3 protein-coding genes are annotated in these 3,331 nt (G+C 63.7%); all 3 read right to left on the reverse strand.

Annotated features, from left to right (window positions below; all coding sequences use genetic code 11):
- Window positions 1-73 precede the first annotated feature (73 nt).
- The 3 genes from NEI07_RS08245 to NEI07_RS08255 are packed head-to-tail and all read right to left on the reverse strand — an operon-like array spanning window position 74 to window position 3,236.
- Entirely contained in the window at window positions 74-1,075 is a 1,002-nt protein-coding gene (locus NEI07_RS08245; protein ID WP_256033942.1) for a tyrosine-type recombinase/integrase, read from the reverse strand.
- Window positions 1,072-1,998 (reverse strand): tyrosine-type recombinase/integrase, encoded by a 927-nt coding sequence (locus tag NEI07_RS08250; RefSeq protein WP_256033943.1) that lies wholly within the window; start codon window positions 1,996-1,998, stop codon window positions 1,072-1,074. Before NEI07_RS08250 ends, NEI07_RS08245 begins: the two co-directional genes overlap by 4 nt.
- A complete protein-coding gene (locus NEI07_RS08255) occupies window positions 1,995-3,236 on the reverse strand; it encodes a tyrosine-type recombinase/integrase (RefSeq protein WP_256033944.1) in 1,242 nt (413 codons plus the stop codon). Before NEI07_RS08255 ends, NEI07_RS08250 begins: the two co-directional genes overlap by 4 nt.
- Window positions 3,237-3,331: the final 95 nt, after the last annotated feature.

Genomic DNA, 3,331 nt, shown 5'->3' on the forward strand with positions numbered 1-3,331 from the left:
CGCGTCGTTGTGACGCTGGCATCGGCCATCGCATGTACGGCCGCCTCGGTTCCATTCGGCATAGTCTGTCAGCTCAGAGCGCCTCCAGGAAGGCGAGCAGGCGGTCGTTCGGCTGGAAGCGGGTTGGCTTGCCGCGCTCGTACGGTGTGAGCTTCGCCAGAGCTGCTTCCTTAAGGGCGAGGTGGGCGTGCAGGTAGGTCTGCGTCGTTTCGATCGATTCATGCCCGAGCCACAGCGCGATCACGGAGCAGTCGACGCCGGCTTGCAGCAGTTCCATCGCAGCGCTGTGCCTCAGCACGTGCGGCGACACCCTCTTGGCCTTCAAAGACGGGCAACTTTCGTAGGCGACACGAACATGCTTTCCCAGGAGCGACTGGACGCTGTCGGCACTGAGCCGGCCCCCGTGCATGTTGGGGAACAATGCTGTTGCTCCTTTCCGTACTGGTTCCTTGAGCCATGCCTGAAGCGCGCGCCGAGCGAGTGTGGTCAGCGGAGTGGTCCTTTCCTTCCGCCCTTTACCGACGCATCGCACGTGTGCGCCAGACCCGATGTGGACGGCATCCCGATCAAGTCCAGTCAGCTCGGAGAGGCGCAAGCCCGTCTGGGCCGCGAGCAGCAACAAGGTGTGATCGCGGCGGCCAAGCCACGTCGTTCGATCGGGCGCGGCGAGAACCGCTTCGATCTCGGGGCGCGTCAGGAAGTACACCTGTCGCTTGTCGTGGCGCTTGCTCGGTATGGCGAGCACACGCTGGATCAGCGAACTGTGTGCCGGTTCCTCGAAGGATACGAACCTGAAGAAGGAGCGGATGGCGGTAAGGCGCAGATTACGCGTCTTCGCGCTGGCGCCGCGCTTCGTCTCAAGATCGGTCAGGAACGCGCCGATGAACGTTGCGTCCAGATCGGTGAGCGTCAGGGCCGATGGGGAGCTCTGCAACCGCTCCTGTGCGAACATGAACAGCAGCCGGAACGTGTCCTTGTAGGAGGCGATCGTGTTGGCGCTGACATTACGCTGTCGCATGAGGCGCTCGGTGAAGAAGCGCTCGATCAACGTGGCGACATTGCAGGCGGGCTTCATGGCGTCACCTCCCATCGCCGATCCAGCCGATGCGCGGCTTCTTCCATCAACTCGGGGCAGGCCGAGAGATACCAGTAGGTATCGCGCACGCAGGCATGGCCGAGGTAAGTGGAGAGCAATGGGAGTTGCCGCTCAACGTCCTTGCCTTCGCGATACCAGTCGAGCAGCGTCCGGATGGCGAAGCGATGACGGAAGTCGTGCACGCGTGGCCCGGTATGATCGCCTGGCCGCCGCAGCCCGATCTCTCGGGACAGTCGCCAGAAGACGCGATGAACGTACTGGTGCAGCAGGCGGCCTCCCTGCTCGGCAACGAAGAAGGTCGAACCGCGGCGTGATCCCAGATGTGCGTCTCGCCGCGCGGCGTAGCCGCGCAGCGCGGTACAGGTCGTCGGATGCAATGGCACGAGGCGCGACTTGCCGAACTTGGTCAGTCGGACCGTCAGCACGCCGGCGTCGAGGTCAACGTCATCACGCTCCAGGCCCATCGCCTCGGATATACGCATGCCCGTCACGGCGATCAGCCCGAAAAGGGTATGGTAGGTCCATCGGCGCAGCCCGTCCTCCGGCGGCAGAGCCAGCGCCGCCGTCAGCAGCGCATCGATTTCGGCGTCGTTGTAGACATAGGGCTTGGCGCGCTTCCATCCCGGCAGCATGCCGACGGGCGGCGCCTCCGTTCTCGGATCGAAGTTGGCGACATGACGCGCGAAGCCGCGCACGTCGCTCAACCGCAGCGCCCAGGATGCATGACGATCAGCCGGCAGTGTCGCCCATTCCAAGGCGAGCTTCGTCGTGATGATCCTGGCCTTGCGCTTCTCCATAAAGGCGACGAAGTCGGCGAGCCGTCGGGTCTGGTGCTCGTACTTGTATCCCAGTCCCTTGCGCATGCTCAGGTACTTCTCGAGTGCGGAACGCAGATTGGTCATTGCACGCCTCCCGGCCAGGGCAGGCTCAATGTTCTCAGCGCATTGATGTCGACCTTCGCGTAGATCCGGGTGGTGTCGTGGCTCTTGTGCCGCAGCAACTGTCCGATCTCCGACAAGGTCGCGCCGGATCGGAGAAGCTCGGTGGCGAGACTGTGTCGGAAGACATGGGCGCCGCGGTGTGCGCAACCTTCGATACCGGCGCGATCGAGAGCGGTCTTGGCGATCTGGGTGATCGCACATCCGGAAGCAAAGCCGACATGTGGCGCGAGTGTGCGGACGAACAACCGTCGGCACGACGACTTTGGGCGGCCATTGCGCAGATATGCAACGATGGCCGCGCCAACGTCTGGCGGTATCGGCATCCGTGCTCGCTGTCGGCCCTTGGCGCGAACGAGTATCTCGCTGGCGCGCCAATCAATATCATCAAGCGTGAGCGTCGCGACCTCGTCGGCGCGCAGGCCGAGCCTGGCCAGCAACAACAGAATGGCGTGGTCGCGCCGCCCCATCACCGTCTCCCGGTCGCAACCGTCGAGGGCCTTCCGCACCTGAGCAGCAGACAGATAGGTCGGCAGAGTCGCGAGCTTCCAACGTCGGATCGATGGAACGCAATCCGCCAACGCGCGCGGGTTCAGCCTCCGATGGTGGAGGTAACGGAGAAAGGCGCGCAGCGACGAGCACATCGCCTTGCCTGTTTCCGGGCTCCAATCCTGGGCGTGGCGCTCAATGTAGCCGGTCACGTCCCCTTGGCTGATCTTGCACAGGTCGTCGGCGCCGCCGGAGCACACCTCGTGCAGGAACCTGCGAATGACCGGGAGATGGCGGACGATGGACTTCGGGGCCAAGCCGCGTTCTGACAGCAAGTAGGCATCGAACTCCTTGAAGATCTGATCGTGCGGGGTGAGAGGCGGCGGAACCACCGGCGCGATCGCGCCGTCCTCGCGCAGCACCGACAGCCATCGCCTGAGCGCGGCCCGGTCGCCGGGTTGGATAGACTGCCTCCCGCCTCGATACCGGAGGTACCGCTCGACGACCTGCTCATCGAGATCAGCCAACTTGTAGCGACGGCCCGCGATCCAACTCAGGAGCCCGCCAACCACGTTAAGGCATCGCCAAGTGCCTTGCCGAACAAGCCTCTCTTCGACGAGACGGGCGGCATAGAGCTCGACGAGTTGTCCGTGCGGCCCGCTTCTGAGACGCCGGTACAGCCGGCTTCTGCCCAGGTAATCTTCAACTTCCATCTTCCTGTTCTCCGCTGTTGAAAGCGGAGGCACAGAACGAACTATGCCGAGCTGATCATACGCCGGTCAGCCAGAAATCTGGGGAAAAGCAACCC

Source organism: Methylocystis suflitae (assembly GCF_024448135.1).
GTDB lineage: Bacteria > Pseudomonadota > Alphaproteobacteria > Rhizobiales > Beijerinckiaceae > Methylocystis > Methylocystis suflitae.

Bases quoted from the DNA above. Each gene is read 5' to 3' on its own strand.
- NEI07_RS08245 (WP_256033942.1), bottom strand. From the start codon at position 1,075: ATGAAGCCCGCCTGCAATGTCGCCACGTTGATCGAGCGCTTCTTCACC.
- NEI07_RS08255 (WP_256033944.1), bottom strand. From the start codon at position 3,236: ATGGAAGTTGAAGATTACCTGGGCAGAAGCCGGCTGTACCGGCGTCTC.
- NEI07_RS08250 (WP_256033943.1), bottom strand. From the start codon at position 1,998: ATGACCAATCTGCGTTCCGCACTCGAGAAGTACCTGAGCATGCGCAAG.